This is a genomic window from Thermodesulfovibrionales bacterium (assembly GCA_026417875.1).
Taxonomy (GTDB): Bacteria; Nitrospirota; Thermodesulfovibrionia; order Thermodesulfovibrionales; family CALJEL01; genus CALJEL01.
Map to the genome: position 1 here is coordinate 1 of JAOACK010000045.1, position 15,261 is coordinate 15,261.

Genomic DNA, 15,261 nt, shown 5'->3' on the forward strand with positions numbered 1-15,261 from the left:
GGCTGTTGCCCATGTATCAGCACCAGCAAAGGCCCTGTCTGTAAGAAGCACTGCTTCATCAGCGCCCATTGCAATTGCATCCCTTAATGCCTCTTCTGCCTGAGGTGGTCCCATGGTGATAACCGTGACCCTTCCTCCCATTTTTTCCTTAATCTGCAGTCCTGCCTCAATAGCGTGGAGGTCATAGGGATTTATGATACTTGGAACTCCATCTCTTATCAGTGTACCTGTCTCAGGATTTATCCTTACCTCTGATGAATCAGGCACCTGCTTTATACAGACAATAATTTTCATCTTATGCCTCCAATATTTATTTTTAAGCAAAAGATATAGCTGATGCTCTCAAGAAAAAATATTTTAACACATTGAGGGGATTCTAAACCATTTCTACTCTGTCTCTGCCCTTTTCTCTTGCCAGTCTTAATGCCCTCTCTGTAAGAAGGAGCAATTCCTCTGGTGACTGACCTTTAAATTCAGCCAGTCCTGCACTCACAGTTATCCTGCCCTTTGGCTGAATCTCTCCATGGATAAATGGATATTCACGGATCATGGTGAGAAATCTCTTTGCTATCTGCATGGCTGGTTCAGGAAGGGTATTTGTAAGGATTATGGCAAAGGTATCCTCTCCAGCCCTGCATACCACATCAGAGCTTCTCAGATTTTTCTTAAGGAGTTCTGCTATCTTTTTAAGAACAATATTTCCATAATAAATACCCTTTTTGCTAACATAATGGCTGAAATGGTCTATGTCCAGAAGGACAATGACAAGTGGTATCTTATATCTCTTTGCTCTGCTACATTCCTGTATCAGTCTCAATTGTAAGTATCTGTAATTAAAAAGACCCGTAAGTTCATCAATAAGGCCAGCTCTTCTTGGGTGAAGGAGTTCTATTTCGTTCAGATGGCTCAGCAGTTCCTTTGAACTAAGGACATCCTTTATCAGAAGCCTCTCTATTAAACCAGCAATCCTGTCATCAGCTGAGAGTTCTCTCTCCGTAAGTCCTAGAATGAGTATCTCCTTTGTAGCAGGTGTGTCCTTCAATAATTTTATAAAAGCAGCAATTCGTTCACCCATCGCAAGGTCAAGGATTGTAGCATCCGGTCTTATAAGAAGGACATCCTTTGCCGCCTCTTCGGTATCTCTATAATAATGAAATATAAAGCCCTCTGATTCTATAAGGTCTTTTAACTTTTCCCTGCACCTTTCATCCTCTGTAATAACAAAGATATTGACCGGTAATCTTCTTTTCTTGTTGAGAAGGGAGAGCTCTCCGAGTTTTTTTAGAAATACAGATTTTTCAGCAGGTTTCACAATATAATCAGTTGCACCCATAAGAAAGGCAAGCTCCCTCTCCTCAAGAATTGAATGGATGATAACAGGTATATCCGATGTCTCAGGATCACTCTTTAAAGATTGAAGAACCTCCCAGCCATCTTTCCCTGGAAGCATTATATCAAGTATGACAGCAAAAGGTTGAAGCTCTCTTGCAAGTCTGATTGCCTCTATGCCATTCCTTGCAAATTCAACCCTGTAGCCACCTTCCCTAAGGTAAATTCCAATAAGCTCTGCTGTTGAGGGTTCATCCTCTACAACAAGCACAAGGGAGGGCTTCTCTTCTTTGGCTTCTGTAAGAGTCTTTTTCTTTAAGGTCTCAACCACCTCTTCAGTGATTGCTGGCAGGTATACATAAAAACATGTTCCTTTTCCAGGCATGCTTTCAAGCTCAATATAACCTCCGTGAAGTTCTACAAGTCGCTTTGTCATAGGAAGTCCAAGACCTGTGCCTTCTGTAGCACGAGAGGGATCAAGCTGTTCAAACTCCTCAAAGACCCTCTCTTTCTGGTCCTCAGGGATTCCTATACCAGTATCCCATACTGTTATCTTAAGAAATCTCTTTGCAGAGGATACCCAGGCAAAGCGTTTAGAGATATATTCTGCCTTTACGCCAACCCTACCACCCTCTGGTGTAAATTTGACTGCATTGCTTAGGAGATTGTAGAGGATCTGCTTAAGCTTCACCCTGTCTGCAACAAAATCCTTTACCTCTGAAGATACATCTACACTGAGCTCAATAGATTTTTTCTCTGCCTGCGGTTTCATTACGAAAACAACCTCATTAATCACTTCAGGGATTGAGATGGTTTCAGAAACAAGGTTTACCTTTCCAGCCTCTATCTTTGCGAGATCAAGTATGTTGTTTACAAGATGGAGAAGATGTTTTCCTGCCTGCATGATATGCCTTACATATTTTTCTTGAGTCTCATTTATATCGCCATATGTTCTGTCAAGAATGAGTTCTGAATAACCCAGGATGGATGTAAGAGGAGTTCTTAGCTCATGACTCATGTTTGATATAAATCTTGCCTTTGCCTGATTTGCCCTTCTTAGTTCCTCATTTATTCGCTCAAGCTCTCTCGTCCTTTCAATTACCTTCTCCTCAAGCTGTTCATTTAGTTCCTGAAGCTCCTGATTCTTTCTTGCAAGTTCAGTCCTTAACCTCTTTTCCTCTGTAATATCCTTGCTGATACCAACCGTGCCAATTATATTCCCCTTTCTGTCTCTGAGCCTTGATATAGTAAGGCTTATATCAACAGGACTTCCATCCTTCCTGAGAACCTGTGTCTCGTAATTGAATAGAGCATCCCTTTCTTTAAGGATGTCGAGAATCCTATCTCTCTCTTCTGGATTAATATAGAGCTCAGAGGCCTTCCTTCCCTTAAGCTCTTCTTCTCTGTATCCCAGAATGCGCTCTCCACCTTTTGAGAATTTTACTATTTTTCCTTCATTATCAGTAGTTACTATCATGTCTTGCGATTCATCAAAAACTGCCTGAAGATAGGCAAGGGACTCATCAAGTTCATGAATCAAACGAAATTTTTCTATTGCATGGGCTGCAAAGGCAGAAAAGAGCTGAATAAGTTTTTTGTGCCTTTCGGTAAACCTCCTGGGCTTGAAGTCATTAAGATAAAGGATGCCCACCACACCGCCATCAAGAAGAAGGGGACTTGCAAGAAGTGCCCTTATTCCTTCATTTTTTATATTTGTGCCATCAAAAAGGGCATCTTCAGATATATCTTCCCACTCTACAGGTTCTCTACTGCTCAAAATAAATCTGCTTAAACCATGAGGTCTTGGCTTCCATTTCTTCTGCCTGAAAAACTCCTCGCTCAGTCCCCTGTGAGCAGCCATTACCATATATTCACCTTCTATTAAACTGATACTTCCGGCAGGTGTCTCTGTAAGGGACATGGCAGAAGAAAGGATGCTATCCAGAACTTCCTGCAGGCTCTTTGACCTCGCTATAAGTAAGGCATTTTCGTAAAGGATGGCAAGGTCCTTTTTTGACTCCTGCTGACGCCTTACTAGTTCCCAGAGAAACCAGGCGCTTGTTCCCTCTATTATCTCAACAGGATAGGGAAAGGTCTTTCTTATATAATCTGAAACATTTGGATTACCTGTGGCATTGATAATAATATGGGGATTTCTTATTGATAGTTCTTCTACAGTGGAGGCAATATAGATTCCATACTTTCTGGCAAGGTCAAGACCGGGTGCTTTTGAATCACAGTCTGCGATTCCAACTATCTTTACATCACCATTAGCAAGAAATACCTCAAGAAGGCCTGTGCCACCTCTGCCAGCACCAACAATACCGATGTTGAGCATCCCTATTTCCCCATCCTGTCCATTTCTAAGGAGGGGCACTTCAAGATGCCCCTGATGGGCATTATTTAAAATTAGCCACAGCTACTGCAACCAGAATTACATGAAGGTGCTTTACTGCCTGAAAGAATAAATCCCTGCCTCTCTCCATCATCTATGAAATCAAGGGTCATTCCACCAAGGGTCACAAAGGTCTCCCTGTCCATAAAGACCTTAAGTCCATTTTTTTCAATTACCTCATCCTCTTCGCCAGCTTTTTCATCAATATCCATTCCATAGGATGGTCCGCAGCATCCTCCATCTATTCTGAATATCCTGAGACCCCATCCAGATTTACCCTCAGCAGCAAGTACCTCCTTGATCTTCTCTGCAGCAAGTTCTGATACTGTAAACATCTTTCCTCCTTAATTTTTTCATTGCAACCAGAAAGTTGCAGTATTAAAATAACCGATTGTCCATTAAAAAAGCAACTTCTTAAAACACAAGAGCCAATCCTTTATTATCACTCTGATATAATTATTCTATGGACAGGGAGATTCAGAAAAAACTGGTCTTTATAATCTTTTTAATTGCCGGTGTTGTAATCTACGGTACAGCAGGGTATATGATTATAGAAAAGATCAATTTTCTTGATGCCCTTTATATGACTGTTATAACCCTTGCAACAGTGGGTTATAGAGAGGTAAAGGACCTCACAGCAAATGGAAAGATATTTACAATACTTCTTATAATTAGCGGTTTTGGAGTGTTTACCTATGCCCTAACAACAGGAGCAAAGATAATTATTGAAGGAGAGATAAAGGAGGCTTTTAAAAAGAGAAAGATGAAAAAGCAGATCGATTCCTTAAAAGACCATTATATCATCTGTGGATATGGGAGGATGGGAAAGATCATTGCAAAAGAGCTAAGGTCTAATAATATTCCCTTTGTTATCATTGAAAAAAATAGAGAAAATCTCCCGGCAGATGAAGAAACATTATATATTGAAGGAGATGCTACAAAGGATGATGTACTCAAAAATGCTGGTATCGAAAAGGCTAAGGGTCTCATAACAGTTCTTTCCTCTGATACAGAGAATCTTTATGTGGTTTTGAGTGCAAAAGGTCTGAATCCTGAACTTTTTATAGTTGCAAGGGCTGCTGAAGAAGGAGCAGAGATAAAATTAAAAAGAGCTGGTGCAGACAAAGTGGTATCACCCTATCATATAGGTGGACTCCGAATTGCCCATACTGTCTTAAGGCCTACTGTGGTTGACTTCCTGGAATTTGCCACAAGATCTGAACATATAGAGATACAGATTGAAGAAATACCTGTGCGGAAAGATTCCTGGCTTGCGGGAAAGACCATTGGAGAGAGTGACATAGGAAGGGGAATTGGCGCCATAATTATCGGAATCAAGAGGTCAGATGGAAGCATGAAGTTCAATCCAACATCCCAGACCAGAATTGAAGATGGTGATACGCTAATAGTCCTTGGAGAGGCTCCTCGTCTCCTCATGCTTGAAAAGATGGCTTCTTCAAGAAATATTTGATTCTATTGACTTCTGAAAATTTTTTTGAGAAAATAAATCATGAATAAAGCATCAGACAGTAAAATAGCATTTTCTTCTCAAAAATTTTTTTACATAAATGAAAAGATAGTATCAAAAGACAAAGAGAAATTAAAGTTATTAAATTCAAGCAGTAGAAACTCCTACTGCCTTTTTTATCTTAAAGATAATCTTATGAGAATCTCACTTATAATGATATTCTGCCTCTTTCTATCTTCATGCATTATAAATATATCTCTCTGGCCAGAAGAAGAACCTCTCAGAGAGCAGCTCATTGAAGGAACAGGGAAAGCAAAGATATTGCTCATACCTCTCACGGGAATGATCAGGGAAGACGGAAGGGACTCCCATGTAAGCCTGGTAAAGGAGATGCTCCAGATGGCTGAAAAGGACCCTGATATAAAAGGCCTGATTCTCAGGATTGATTCTCCTGGTGGTACAGTAAATGCATCAGATGTTATATACCATGAAATCAGAAGATTCAGGGATAAAAAGAAGATTCCTGTATATGCCTCCATCGATGGATTAGGTGCATCAGGAGCCTATTATATTGCAATGGCCTGCGACAGGGTCTATGCCACACCCTCCTCCATTACAGGAGGCATAGGAGTAATTGCAATGAAATTCAATATTGAAAAACTTATGTCAAAAATAGGTATCCAGCACGAGGTTGTAAAGTCAGGTGATAAAAAGGACTCCTGGTCACCTTTCAGACCTTCAAGTCCCGAAGAAAAAGATATATTCCAGAAGATAATAGATGAACTCCACACAAGGTTTCTTAGTGTAATTCAGGAAAACAGAAAGGAACTCATAAAATCTGAAGACCTGAAGACCCTCGCTGATGGAAGGGTTTATACAGCAGAACAGGCATTAAAGGCTAAACTCATAGATAAAATTGGTTATATGGATGACATAATAGAAGATATTAAAGAAAGGGGTATAAAAGATATAAGACTAATAAGATACTACAAACCAGGAACATACAGACCAACTGTTTATTCTGAATCAGATATAAACCTATCGCTTAATATTAATAAATTTCCAGGTCAAGATTATTTGAGATTTCTCTATCTCTGGATACCCTGAGGCAGGTATATCCTGAAAACCGCACCCTTTCCAATTTCACTCTTAACCTCTATCCTTCCTCCATGGGCCTCCAGAAGCTCCCTTACAATTGAGAGCCCGAGACCTGTGCCTTCCTCAAATCTTCTGTAAAATCTCTCAAAGATAAAGGGCATATCCTCCTCCCTGATTCCCCGACCGTTATCCTTGAACTCAATAACGACCTCTCCATCTGACCTTTCTGCCTTTATCCATATACTGCCCTTTTCCACTACAGCCTTTATAGCATTACTCAGGAGATTGATCACAATCTGGGACAGTTTTTCCGGATCTGCATAGAGATCTAATTGCTCACTACAGCTCAGCTCAATAGAGATATCCCTTTCCATTATCTTCCTTCTGTGAATGTCAATGATATTTTCAAGAAAAGGTTTGAGGTGTATTATCTCTTTTTTTAAATTTAATGCACCTGCCTGAGCCCTCGTAAACTCCTCAATAGCCTCCACAAGACCACTCAGCCTTCTTACCTCCTCGTAAACTGACCGCAGTTCATTTTGATTCACAGGAATAAGACCATCAATCATGCCCTCAAGTTCTGCCCTCATGGCACTTATGGGAGTCCTGAGTTCATGAGCAGCATTGGAGATAAGTTTTTTTCTAAGGTCCTCCTGCAGCCGGAGAGACCTTACCATGCTGTTGAATGCCTCTGCAAGGCTTGCTATCTCATCATTTCCTGAAACTGGAACTGTTATATCAAAATTTCCCCTCTTTATTTCCTGGGTAGCTGAGGATAATCTTTTTATTGGCGCTGTTAATCTTTTTGAAAAAACGATACTCAGAAAAATAGAAAGTCCACCAAAAAAAATCAAACTTATAATGAGAAAACTGTCTGTCCTTTTGATAAATATCTCCTCCCTTAAAGGCTTCATAAACCTCAGCTCCAGTATACCTATCTCCTGACCTGCAAGGAATAATGGATAGGATAGATATTCTCCGCCCCTATCTTCAATCCTTGCCAGAGCAGCCACCCTTCTCTTCATGAGCGGTGTTAATCTGTTCATAGCTTTTTCACTGTCCATGATAAGTTTTGAATCCCTGTCAAGTATCCTTATATCAAGTCCAAGAAGCAGAGCCCTGATTACATTCTGAGCAACCTCTCCTTCATCCCATCCAGAATGTCTTTCATAAGAACCTTCTATGTCAGCCATTACCCAGTAAACCCTGTCTTCAAGTTCACCCTCGAGATATTCCCGGAAATCTCCTATCATTAGTACTCTAAGGATGAAAGCGGAAAGAAGACTGACAGAGGAAAGGAGGGCAAAAATGAGAAAGAACCTGAACCACAAACCCTTAAACATCCTTCTTCCCTATGAATTTATAACCCACACCGTAGATGGTAAGAATAAAGCTTGGCCTTCTGGGATCATCACCGAGTTTCTGTCTGATATTCTTTATATGAGCATCAATGCTCCTTTCATAGCCCTCAAATTCATAACCAAGTGCTCTGCGTACAAGCTCCTCTCTTGTAAAGACTCTATCAGGAGATGATGCCAGAACAAGAAGGAGTTTAAACTCTGTTGGTGTTAGATTCAGTGGTTTATTCTCCTTTATGACCTCATAACTTCTTTCGTCAATAATCAGTAGCCCGTTATTAAAACTCATCACCTTACCTGAGGACTCAGACTTTTTATACCTCCTCAGTAAAGCCTGTACCCTTAAGACAAGTTCTTTAGGGCTGAATGGTTTCACCACATAATCATCTGCTCCGAGATTGAAACCCCTTATCCTCTCCTCTTCTGAGGACTTTGCTGTAAGCATTATTACCGGGATATCTTCTCTTTCCTTTATTGTCCTGCATATCTCTTCACCTGGAATGTCAGGAAGCATCAGATCAAGAATAACAAGCTCGGGAGATTTGCTAAGAAACTCCTCAAGACCCCTTTTACCATCAGGCGCATGAATAACCTTGAAACCAGCTCCTTCAAGATAAAGTTTTACCACCCTTGCAATCTTCTGGTCATCCTCAATAATAAGCAGAGACATAATAAATTATCTTATAGAACCAGAGATTTTCTCAAGAAGGTCTAACTGTTATAATAATCTATGCCACTTAAAATTATTATAGATGGCTACAACCTGATGGGTATCTATCACAAAGACCTCGAGAAAGAGCGAGAAATCCTTATTAACAAGCTTATCAAATACTCCCAATTAAGGAAACACCAGATATTAATTATTTTTGATGGTCATAAATCGGAAAACAGAACAAGAAAGCTCATAAACAGAGGGAGCGTTAAAATCCTTTACACTGCTTGCGGAGAAAGTGCAGACGAATTCATATATTCTTTTCTCCAGAGTTTGAAGGATGAATGGGTTGTTGTGAGCTCAGACAGGTCCATCCAGAAGGAAGCATGGGCCAGTAGAGCCATACCCCTAAGGGCAGAGGATTTTGAAAGGATACTCGAGAGATATCTCAAAGATGAAAGAGCGGTTGAATATAATTGTGAAGTTCCTGAAAAAGAAGACCATTATGAAGATAGAAAGAAATCCGTCCATCTATCTAAAAAGGAGAAGGTTCTTCTCAGAATAATGAAGAAGTTATGAAAAAAATTTATCTGAGACCTCCAGAGTATTTAACATTAATATTTACCGGCTTTCTTCTTGTTCTAATACTTATATTTATAAATCAAATAGACAGACCTTTCTACCTCTTCACTGTATATCTCACAGTTATGACTGTTCAGTTTATAAGATTCCCTGTAAGAGGCTGGGATATAGCCATGCCCTTTGTAAGTGTTGTTCTTCTTTTTGATAGCCTTGGATATGTGGTCCATCCCGTAAATCCTGTTGATATAGATCCCCTGCTTTTAAAACTTGATTATATACTTACAGGAACATATCCAACAGTGAGCCTGCAGAGATTTACTAATCCTTTATTAACAGAGATAATGCAGCTTGCCTACACATCTTATTATTTTATACCTGTTGTCCTGGGCATATTCTTAAAGGCTAAAAAGGGGGATGAAGAATTTCAGGAGGCTTTATTTCTGGTACTTCTCTGTTTCTATCTCTCCTATACTGGATACATCCTCTTTCCTGCCCTGGGACCGAGATTTTACATAAGCCATCTCCACACAGTGCCACTTGAGGGTCTCCTTCTCATGGAGTCTATCCATGAGCTTCTTAATAAACTTGAAGGTATTAAGCGAGATGCCTTTCCGAGTGGACATACCGCCGTAGCCCTTCTCTGTCTTATTCTCTCTTATAGGGTGAGCAAAAAATTCTTCTTCTTTCTTTTACCTGTTGTGGTCTTACTTATAATTTCAACTGTCTATTTGAGGTATCACTATGTTGTTGATGTAATAGCTGGAATGATGCTCACAATAATTGTCCTTATAGCAGGACCTAAGCTTTATAGATTAATGAAAGGTCATGAAACCCCATATTCTAATAATAGAAGATGAAGCAAAGATTGCAGAGATTCTGAGACTCTATCTTGAAAAAGAGGGATTCAGGGTAACCCATGCCTTAACAGGTGCTGAGGGACTCAATTTTATCAAAGAAGAACAGCCAGACCTGATAATCCTTGACCTGATCCTTCCTGACATAGATGGCGAAGAACTCTGTAAAGATCTGAAAAGACACTATGACATACCTGTTATAATGCTGACAGCAAAATCCTCTGAGGATGAAAAAGTAAGGGGGTTCGATGCCGGTGCTGATGATTATGTTGTTAAACCCTTTGGACCGAAGGAATTGATAGCAAGAATAAAGGCCCGGCTCAGGAAGATTAAAAAAACAGAGAGATTAAGTTTTAATAAAGGTGAGCTTATAATCGACACAAAAAATCATGAGGTCTTCATAAAAAACAGACCTGTAACCCTGACAAATACAGAATTCAGGATATTGCTTTTACTGGCAGGCCGTCCCGGTCAGATATTTACAAGGGAGGATATAATAAGTGCTGTATTCGGATACGATTTTGAAGGTTATGACAGGACCGTTGATGTTCATATTAAAAATATCAGACAGAAGATAGAAGTTGATCACCGAAGGCCTCAGTTTCTGAAGACCGTTTACGGCACAGGTTATAAGTTTGCAGGTATTCCAGATGAAGATTAAGCTATTTATTGCCTTTTCAGGAATTATCTTTATAGGCTTTGTGATAAACATAATCTTTGCCTCTCTTATCTACAGGGATTTTGTCGCCTATTCCGATTCTCTGAGGAAAGACCAGCTCGGATGGGTCAGGTCATCCATCGAGACAGCCTATGATAAGGGAGAGTGGAACCATCAAACACTCCTTGACTCCCTTCACTGGGGGCTGATGCTCGGATTTTATATAAGAGTATATGATCTTAATGGCAGAGAGATTATAAATTCAGAAAAGATTCTTAATCATCTTCATCCCGAGATGAAAAAAAGGATGGAGGAGACGATTGACCTTAAAAAATTTCATGGTGAAGAAATAATCTTTGACCTTCACCCTTCTGAGAGCGATCAGGGTCTTTCCGGTCATAAAGCAATCACGGGAAGACTTGTGGTAAGGAGCCTTGCTCCCTGGGGAATTGCTAGACTCAAGGAAGAGGCCTTTAAGAAAAAGATGATCATATTTTCAGGTGGATCAATTATCTTTGTTACCATTGCCTCCCTTTTTACAGCCTATCTTTTGAGCCACTTCATCTCAAGGCCATTCATAAAACTCAGAGAGATAACAGATAGACTGAGAGACGGTGATCTAAAAGCCAGGATTGAGATAAAAGGAAAGGATGAGGTCTCGGCACTTGCAGAATCCTTTAACAGAATGGCCGAGAGACTTCAGAAGGAAGATGAGCTAAGAAGACATCTCAGTTCCCAGCTTACTCATGAACTGAGGACGCCGCTGACAGTCATCAGCGCCAATATAGAGGCAATGAAGGATAATATTATTGAACAAGAAAGGGCCCTCAAAAACATAGAGCCAGAAATTGAAAGACTCAGAGCTTTAATTGAGGGAATGGAGGAGGTTGTAAAGGCTGAGGCATCCCTTTTCACAACCCTTAATCCTGCAGAGATAGAATTATATGACTTCATTAAAGACAGAGTGAAAGGTCTTGAGCAGGAATTCAGTAAAAAGGGACTTTATCTCAGGGTAAAAGGTGAACCATTAGTGGTAAGAACAGATCCCGAAAAGCTCACAATTATAATAAGAAATCTGCTTAAGAATAGCCTCAGGTTTACCGAAAAAGGCGGGGTTATCATCCTTATTAAGGATAAGGAAGGTAAAGCAGAAATTACAGTCTCTGACACAGGAAGAGGAATCGAACCATCACGACTGCCTTTTATCTTTAAAAGGTTCTACAGGGATGAAGCCTCACCTGGACTCGGCATAGGACTTAGCATTGTTGATGGTCTCGTGAGACTTCTTGGTGGAACGATTGAGGTAAAAAGCGTACCGGGCGAGGGAACCAGCTTCAGGATATTGCTGAGGGATCTAAAGTAAAAATTAATGTACTCTCAAACCTTATCAAAGGTATATGGTATAATTTCTTATGGAAGAATTTTTACAGTATCTCGTAAAAACCATAGGTGCACTCGGTTATCCTGGAATATTTCTGCTAATGGCAATAGAAAGTACAGTGATACCCCTGCCGAGTGAGCTCGTAATGCCACCAGCAGGCTATCTTGCAGCAAAAAACGAGATGAACATCTTTGGCGCTATTGTTTCGGGAACCCTTGGAAGTCTCGCCGGTGCCTATATAAATTATTTTATCTCCTATTATTTTGGAAGGCCCTTTTTCATTAGGTACGGAAAGTATTTCTTCTTCAGTGAAAAGAAACTTAAAAAAATAGAAAACTTCTTTACAAGTCACGGAGAGATCTCGGTATTTACAGGAAGACTCCTGCCGGTGGCAAGGCATCTTATATCAATACCTGCCGGACTTGCAGGAATGAATCATGTGAGATTCTCCTTTTACACAATACTTGGTGCAGGAATCTGGGTTAGTGTGCTTACCTATATCGGATATTTCATAGGAGAGAATGAAGAGCTCATAAAAAAATACTCTTCCCAGGCTGGAATTGGTGCCGTAATCTTTGTTCTATTCATAATAGCCATATATATAATCATTCAGAAAAAAAGAGCTTGATTTTTTTTGTTATCCGTTATACACTCTAAATAAATTCAGAAAGGGGGTGGATAATATGAAAAAAGGCATTTCTATTTTCGGCGTATTATTAATGGGTCTATTGTTTGCCTGTGCACCGAGGACAGCAATCCAGCAGGAGATGGCTCCTCTTAATGAAAAGGTTGGAGCACTTGAACAGAGATTGAATGATCTTGAGCAGAGGATTAATGGTCTTGAAGGAAGGATTAAGGCCCTTGAAGGCAAGGTCAGCAATCTTGAAAAAGATGTTCAGGCTGCAAGGGCTGAAGCCGCTGCTGCAAAAGCTGCCGCAGATGAGGCTGTAAAGGCATCCAAAGCATCTGCTGAGAAGGCAGAAGCTGCTGCAAAGAGGGCTGAAGAAGCTGCAAAGAAGGCAGAAGCCCTTACAGAGAAGGCAGAGCAGGCAGCAAAGAAAGCCCAGAAGGCTTTTGAATTACAGCAGAAGAAGTAATGATTTAAAAGTCTAGATTGGGGTTTGAGATCTTTCTCAAATCCCAATCTAATTTTATTAATGCACGATAGCTCTCTCATAGCTCTTATTTTTTGGAGGTGATTGTTCTTCAGTAAGCCTACCGATTTTAACAGGAATTCCGTCCTTTCTCTTTATTACTTCATACAATCTATCAAGTTCAATATAAGAGATTAGATTTTTTTTAACAAGCATCCTGATCGCCTCATCATAATAATTCATGTCACCTGAGATCGGGTCCTTATGGATTTCTATATAAATTTCTTTTTCTTTTATTCCTATCTTTATAGGTTCCCTCACTATAAAAACCTGAGTGCCGATCTTGACTTCATAAAAGAGTTTAACAATATCCTCAGGATAAAGCCTTATACACCCATGGCTCACCTGTCTTCCAATACCCCAGGGTCTATCAGTACCGTGAATGAGTATGCTGCCGCTTGAAAGCCTCAAGGCATGACTGCCAAGGGGATTATCAGGTCCGGGTGGCACCACAGGCGGAAGCCAGGGTTTTTCTTTTCTGATTGATTCAGGAACTCGCCAGGATGGATTTTCAATCTTATGAGTGATCCTGAAAAAACCTGCTGGTGTCTCGGAGCCCTCATCACCGATACCAACAGGATAGGTCTTTACAAAACTCCTGCCTTCCTTTTTAAAGAAGTAATAAAGCCTCATTTCAGAGAGATTTATCACAATGCCTGTTGAAGGTTTTCTTTCAGGAAGAATCCATATGGTGGGAATCTTTACCCTGTTACCTGGCATCGGCACAAAGGGATCAGTTCCAGGGTTGGCATCAGCTATTTCATTGTAACCGAGATTGAAGATCCTTGCAATCTCTATTAGTGATTCACCCTCCTTTACCTCATAATACTTCATCTTTCCTATAACAGAATTACCGGAAGAAAAGGAATAAAACTCTTCTGCCCGGAGAGGGGAACAGAATATGACGAGCAGAAGTGACAAAAAGATAGTATTTTTATTCAGCTTTATTTGCACGGCCAGATATTTCCGTATTTCAGCGTGGTGCGAACATAATAATAGCCATGCCAATGATAGCTACTGCTGAGCCTGTAATATCCCACATGTGGGGACGTACTCCGTCAACGATCCAGAGCCAGAGCAAAGCTGTCGCCACATAAACTCCTCCATAAGCTGCATAAACACGGCCTGCGTCTGTTGGATGGAGACTCAGTAGGTATACAAATACCGCCAGTGACAGCGATGCAGGTACAAGGACCCATAGCGGAGCTCGACCCTTTAACCAGAGATAGGGAAGATAACATCCAACAATTTCTGCAATGGCTGTAAGAAGGAACAGACCTGTTGTGGTAAAAATATTCATAAATTTCCTCCAGAAACAATTAGAATACATCTGCAGTTAAAATCCATCATTTAATATAACACAGACCATAGAGCAAAAATTCAAGCTTCAATTAGATGGCCTGAATTCAATCCCCGATTTTTGTGCTATCATAATGATATGACAGTAGGTGTTCCAAAGGAGATCAAGAAGGCTGAATACAGGGTCGGACTAACTCCCTCAGGTGTAAGAGAGTTAAAAAGGGAGGGTCATAGGATTTTGATAGAAAAAGGTGCAGGTGAAGGAAGCGGATTTCAGGACTCCGATTACCTGAATTCTGGAGCTGAAATAGTTGATAGAGAAACCCTCTTTAAACAATCAGCGCTGATAGTAAAGGTGAAAGAACCCCTTCCAGAAGAATTCCATCTCTTCAGGGAAGGACAGGCTCTATTCACCTACCTCCATCTTGCACCTAATGAAGAACTCATAAGATTTCTTCTTAAAAAAAAGATAACAGGTCTTGCCTATGAAACCCTTGAGAAGGATGGTACACTACCCCTTCTTGCTCCGATGAGTGAGATAGCTGGCAGGATGGCTCCTCTTGTTGGAGCCTTTTATTTACAGAGATTCCATAATGGCAGGGGTATCTTATTCTCAGGAGTGCCCGGAATAAAACCCGCAAAACTTCTCATCATAGGTGCAGGAGTTGTTGGAACCGCCTCTGCAAGAATCGGCATTGGTTTAGGTATGGATGTAACTGTTATAAATCGTGGAATTGAGAGGTTAAAGAGAATAGATGAGCTATTTTCAGGTATAGTGAAGACACTTGTACTCAATGAATACAATCTTTTTAAGGAACTAAAGGATGCAGACATTATAATCGGTTCAATACTTGTTCCCGGAGCAAGAACCCCTGTACTCATAACCAGAGATATGTTAAAGGAAATGAAAAAGGGCTCTGTAATAGTAGATGTCTCAATTGACCAAGGTGGAGTCGCTGAAACATCAAGACCGACAAACCATGAAGAACCGATCTACGAAGTCGAAGGAATCATTCATTACTGCGTCTCTAAT

At 40.4% G+C, this 15,261-nt stretch carries 16 protein-coding genes; 9 read left to right on the forward strand and 7 right to left on the reverse strand.

The features are described from left to right. The 3 genes from N2257_08070 to N2257_08080 form a co-directional block, all read right to left on the reverse strand. Window positions 1-294: electron transfer flavoprotein subunit beta (locus N2257_08070; GenBank protein MCX7794340.1), on the reverse strand; the 294-nt coding region annotated here is incomplete at its 3' end. An 82-nt stretch (window positions 295-376) separates the two neighbouring features. Then, window positions 377-3,706 (reverse strand): diguanylate cyclase, encoded by a 3,330-nt coding sequence (locus N2257_08075; protein MCX7794341.1) that lies wholly within the window; start codon window positions 3,704-3,706, stop codon window positions 377-379. 32 nt (window positions 3,707-3,738) lie between these two features. Next, window positions 3,739-4,059 (reverse strand): iron-sulfur cluster assembly accessory protein, encoded by a 321-nt coding sequence (locus N2257_08080; GenBank protein MCX7794342.1) that lies wholly within the window; start codon window positions 4,057-4,059, stop codon window positions 3,739-3,741. A gap of 128 nt (window positions 4,060-4,187) precedes the next feature. Between N2257_08080 and N2257_08085 the strand changes: the two genes are divergently transcribed. Then, window positions 4,188-5,195, forward strand: coding sequence for a potassium channel protein (locus N2257_08085; protein MCX7794343.1), 1,008 nt, complete (start codon window positions 4,188-4,190; stop codon window positions 5,193-5,195). A 192-nt stretch (window positions 5,196-5,387) separates the two neighbouring features. After that, complete coding sequence (gene sppA / locus N2257_08090; GenBank protein MCX7794344.1) at window positions 5,388-6,299, forward strand: signal peptide peptidase SppA; 912 nt, start codon at window positions 5,388-5,390, stop codon at window positions 6,297-6,299. Here the strand turns inward: sppA and N2257_08095 are convergent. Continuing rightward, window positions 6,281-7,633, reverse strand: a complete 1,353-nt coding sequence (locus N2257_08095) for a HAMP domain-containing histidine kinase (GenBank protein ID MCX7794345.1) — start codon at window positions 7,631-7,633, stop codon at window positions 6,281-6,283. The two genes, sppA and N2257_08095, sit on opposite strands and share 19 nt — an antisense overlap. After that, window positions 7,626-8,318 (reverse strand): response regulator transcription factor, encoded by a 693-nt coding sequence (locus tag N2257_08100; protein MCX7794346.1) that lies wholly within the window; start codon window positions 8,316-8,318, stop codon window positions 7,626-7,628. The genes N2257_08095 and N2257_08100 overlap by 8 nt, the downstream gene beginning before the upstream one ends. A 60-nt stretch (window positions 8,319-8,378) precedes the next feature. Here N2257_08100 and N2257_08105 point away from each other — a divergent pair, with 60 nt between their 5' ends. From N2257_08105 to N2257_08130, 6 genes are read left to right on the forward strand one after another with little or no spacing between them, the layout of a single operon-like run. Then, complete coding sequence (locus tag N2257_08105; GenBank protein ID MCX7794347.1) at window positions 8,379-8,879, forward strand: NYN domain-containing protein; 501 nt, start codon at window positions 8,379-8,381, stop codon at window positions 8,877-8,879. After that, on the forward strand, window positions 8,876-9,739 hold the full coding sequence (locus tag N2257_08110; protein MCX7794348.1) for a phosphatase PAP2 family protein: 864 nt from the start codon (window positions 8,876-8,878) through the stop codon (window positions 9,737-9,739). Before N2257_08105 ends, N2257_08110 begins: the two co-directional genes overlap by 4 nt. Further along, window positions 9,708-10,397 (forward strand): response regulator transcription factor, encoded by a 690-nt coding sequence (locus N2257_08115; GenBank protein ID MCX7794349.1) that lies wholly within the window; start codon window positions 9,708-9,710, stop codon window positions 10,395-10,397. The genes N2257_08110 and N2257_08115 overlap by 32 nt, the downstream gene beginning before the upstream one ends. Then, entirely contained in the window at window positions 10,387-11,757 is a 1,371-nt protein-coding gene (locus N2257_08120; protein MCX7794350.1) for a HAMP domain-containing histidine kinase, read from the forward strand. Before N2257_08115 ends, N2257_08120 begins: the two co-directional genes overlap by 11 nt. Before the next feature lie 49 nt (window positions 11,758-11,806). Next, window positions 11,807-12,403 carry a DedA family protein gene (locus tag N2257_08125; GenBank protein MCX7794351.1) on the forward strand — a complete coding sequence of 199 codons (597 nt, stop codon included), beginning with the start codon at window positions 11,807-11,809 and terminating at the stop codon, window positions 12,401-12,403. A gap of 55 nt (window positions 12,404-12,458) precedes the next feature. Then, window positions 12,459-12,872: an alanine-zipper protein gene (locus N2257_08130; GenBank protein MCX7794352.1), complete on the forward strand. Its 414-nt coding sequence runs from the start codon at window positions 12,459-12,461 to the stop codon at window positions 12,870-12,872. Between the two features lie 57 nt (window positions 12,873-12,929). Here N2257_08130 and N2257_08135 read toward each other — a convergent pair whose 3' ends face one another. Together N2257_08135 and N2257_08140 are read right to left on the reverse strand one after the other, a co-directional pair. Beyond that, window positions 12,930-13,763: a L,D-transpeptidase family protein gene (locus N2257_08135; GenBank protein MCX7794353.1), complete on the reverse strand. Its 834-nt coding sequence runs from the start codon at window positions 13,761-13,763 to the stop codon at window positions 12,930-12,932. Window positions 13,764-13,902: 139 nt separating this feature from the next. Beyond that, a complete protein-coding gene (locus N2257_08140) occupies window positions 13,903-14,229 on the reverse strand; it encodes a YnfA family protein (GenBank protein ID MCX7794354.1) in 327 nt (108 codons plus the stop codon). A gap of 138 nt (window positions 14,230-14,367) precedes the next feature. On the opposite strand from N2257_08140, the gene ald reads away from it, so the two are divergent. Further along, window positions 14,368-15,261, forward strand: an 894-nt coding sequence (gene ald, locus N2257_08145) for an alanine dehydrogenase (GenBank protein ID MCX7794355.1), incomplete at its 3' end; no start/stop codon positions are given.